Here is a 3,402-nt window from a genome sequence, read left to right as displayed (position 1 = left end):
ATTTGTTTTCAAGTAATCCACATCCATGTGGCAATTCATGCGCCCTAATTAAAGTACAGATCTACTTTTATTCCATATATTTTAGATTCTGAGGCCTACGTATTTCAGAAACTCAAGGATATCTATTGGCAAAATGGGTGAAATAATAATGTCGCCTCTTCACAAATAACCGCTGTAACTTTGCCTTGAACACCATGTCCGCTATTTGGTGTCAGCCGAAGCGACGGTTTGTTAGATTCTTAGCCCGCTATTCTCTCAAAGGCAATGTTCCGATATGGTTTAGATTAGCCTTTTGAGGGCGTGATGACTTTGGTCAAATGATGCTTTCATGGTGCGGCCACGTATTCCTTTCACAACCAAAGAATGAAGATCGATGGTGCCCGTGCCGAGAAATACCAGCGCCGAGAAATATCCGTGCGGAGCGATATCAGGGCCAAACCTCACTTATGTGTTCGTCGTGAAGTCAGGCCGAGATTTTCGTGTTTGCTATTTAGGCAAGCAGCTCAGCATGTTGCTCGGCGCGTAAGCGAGGGCCAAACTGGCTTACTACTCTGGCTGCGGCTTGATTGGCAAGGCGCGCGGCTTCTGGGTAGCTTTGTCCATGTGTTAGCGCGTAGAGAAACGCACCTGCAAACATATCGCCTGCGCCGTTAGTGTCAATTGCTTTTGCGCTTGCACCTTCCACATGGGTTAGGGTCTCTCCGTCAAAGACGATGGCACCGTCTTGGCCAAGCGTGATGGCAAAGCTTTTAGCATGTTGCTTCATTGCGTCGGCTGCTGCTTCAACAGTTTGAGTGTTGGTCCAACCGAGTGCTTCGTCTTTGTTACAAAACAATAGATCAACGCCATTCCCAATCATGTCACTAAGACCGTCTCGAAAATATTCCACCATCCCCGGATCAGAAAGTGAGAGTGCGGTTTTTACGCCTGATTGCTCTGCGATTTCGCGTGATTTAATCGCAGCGGCGCGACCTGTCTCAGAGGTCACGAGATAGCCCTCAATGTAAGCCCACTCGGAGTCTTTTAAGGCGCTTTCATTGACATCTTCTGGGCTCAAGGTTTCGCTGATGCCAAGATAGGTGTTCATCGTACGCTCCGCATCTGGCGTAATCATGACCAAACACTTACCGGTAATGCCTTCGTGCTTAGCATCGTTATCGGTGTCTACGCCTGCGGCTTTTAGGTCTTGTTTAAAAAAATCGCCGTTCTCGTCTTTCGCCACCTTACAAGAGTAAAACGCTTTTGCGCCAAAATAGCTGGCTGCGATAATCGAGTTACAGGCGCTGCCGCCACTCGCGCGTTTACTGGCGACTAAATGCTCACTTAAGTGATCGAGTAGCTCGTGTTGGCGCGATTCATCAACAAGGGTCATCAAGCCTTTCTCAATATTGGCCTGTTGTAAAAAATCATCGTTCACTTCGATTTCTGTATCAACCAGAGCGGCACCTAGGCCATAGACGTGGTAAGTTGGCATGAATGGTTATCCCTATTCTTTGAAGGCTGTTGTTTTATGCGGAGGATTATCGCAGTGCACTGTCTACAAATCAAAACGATAAGCGAAGCAGATGCGAGGTGCGAGTGCGAGGTTTACATAGTAACGTTTGGTGGTTGACGCTGGCTGGAGCGCTTGGCTTGTGCACCGCTCCTTTGGTTGTTTTTATTGGCGGGTTAGTTGGTACTAACTTAGCAGAAGACAAAACGCTCGCTACCTTACCTGTTGCGGCCATTGTTATAGGCACGGCTTCTGCTGTGATTCCTGCGGCTCGACTTATGCAGCGATTTGGTCGCAGGCAAATTTTCATTCTCAATATTGTTTGGATGATGGCTAGCTCTCTGGCGGCTTCGTGGTCTATCGCGCACTCCTCCTTCTGGAGTTTTTGTGCTTCGGTGATGTGTCTCGGCGCGGGCCTCGCGACGATTCAGCAGTACCGTTTTGCAGCGATGGAGAGCGTCAGCCCTGAACAGCATGCACCGGCTGCATCGTTTGTGTTGCTTGGTGGACTTGTCGCCGCGTTCTTGGGCCCTGAGCTCGGTCAGCAGGGGCGTTTTCTATTAGACCAAGAGTTTGCGGGTGCGTTTTTATTGCTAGCTCTTGTTTTAGCGGCAAGCTTACCGGTATTTGCGCTTTATCAACCAATTCAAAAGACAGCCGAGCAGCATGCAAGCGCAGAATCAGCGAGAACGCTGAGAGATATCGCCGCCCATCCGGTGTTTTGGGTAGCGATCTTATCTTCTGCGATTGCTTATGTCGTGATGAGTTATGTGATGACGGCAACGCCCGTCACGATGCATAACCTAATGGGGCACAGCGTGACTGATACGAAGTGGGTTATACAGATACATATTTGTGCAATGTATTTGCCCTCTTTTTTCTCCGGGATATTGATTCAGCGCTTTGGTCAATTAAAGATGCTTTGGGCCGGTTTGGGTTGCTATGGCTTGAGCCTTGCGATTGCCTGGATGGATACCGAATTGATCAATTTCTATGTCAGCTTGATCTTGCTTGGCGTTGGCTGGAACTTATTATTTGTGTCTGGCACAAGCTTGTTACCTCTGTCTTATAAAGAGGGTGAGGAGTTTAAGGTTCAGGGTGTAAATGATTTCATGGTGTTTGGTTTGCAAGCCATTGCGGCCTTATCAAGTGGCGTTATTGTTTACTCGTTTGGCTGGGTCGTATTGTTGTTTTCCGCCTTGCCAGTATTGTTAATTCAGTTGTTATTGTTAGTATTCTGGCAAGGGCCGGGTAAAACCGCTCAAACATAATCAAAAGAAGAATTAAATGTTAAAAAACTCGATCGATATTCTTGGTGCGACGTCGTCAGCCTTCTCTTCCATGATGGTGCGCAGAGGCAGTTTAAATGCACGTTCTTGGCGAGCTGAGTTCTCTTGTCGCTTTATTCAAACATTGTTGAATCAGTCTCTGGATAAGCCGCATGACTGGTTGCGGGATTGTCAAAAAGCATTAGCGATGCGCGGCCCCGCTCTGTTTAAGGTTGATAGCAAGTCCATCGAAATAAATGGCGTCTCTTGTTTGGAATGTGTACCGAAGGCAGAGCGGCGTAAGAGTATTCCGACGATTGTGTATTTTCACGGCGGTGGATATGTCGTTGGGAGTGTGCAAGGTTATCACTACACCCTGGCGAAGTTGTCGCTGCTCTGTAATGCGCGGGTGATTGGCGTAGATTATCGGCTTGCGCCGGAACATCCGTTTCCTGCGCCGCAGCAGGACGCACTTGCCGTGGTTAATTCTGTCTTAGAGCGCGCAACGCCTCAGGATCATATTTTTCTTGCTGGCGATTCTGCTGGGGGAGGCATGGCGCTGAACACGCTACGTGAGCTTAAAGAGGAAGGGCGCAGTGGCGCGATTGACGGCGCTGTTTTGATCTCTCCTTGGGTTCGGCC

3 protein-coding genes are annotated in these 3,402 nt (G+C 48.6%); 2 read left to right on the top strand and 1 reads right to left on the bottom strand.

Translation table 11 applies throughout. From position 1 onward, the window contains the following. Window positions 1-490: 490 nt before the first annotated feature. Complete coding sequence (locus tag A3751_RS12860; RefSeq protein WP_068456646.1) at window positions 491-1,474, bottom strand: adenosine kinase; 984 nt, start codon at window positions 1,472-1,474, stop codon at window positions 491-493. A gap of 104 nt (window positions 1,475-1,578) precedes the next feature. Here A3751_RS12860 and A3751_RS12855 point away from each other — a divergent pair, with 104 nt between their 5' ends. After that, window positions 1,579-2,763: an MFS transporter gene (locus A3751_RS12855; RefSeq protein WP_197466327.1), complete on the top strand. Its 1,185-nt coding sequence runs from the start codon at window positions 1,579-1,581 to the stop codon at window positions 2,761-2,763. A 16-nt stretch (window positions 2,764-2,779) separates the two neighbouring features. Continuing rightward, window positions 2,780-3,402, top strand: a 623-nt coding sequence (locus tag A3751_RS12850) for an alpha/beta hydrolase fold domain-containing protein (RefSeq protein WP_156492432.1), incomplete at its 3' end; no start/stop codon positions are given.

The organism is Oleiphilus sp. HI0080 (assembly GCF_001635135.1).
The sequence above is the reverse complement of the archived record's forward strand: the minus strand, read 5'-3'. Positions and strand labels throughout refer to the sequence as shown.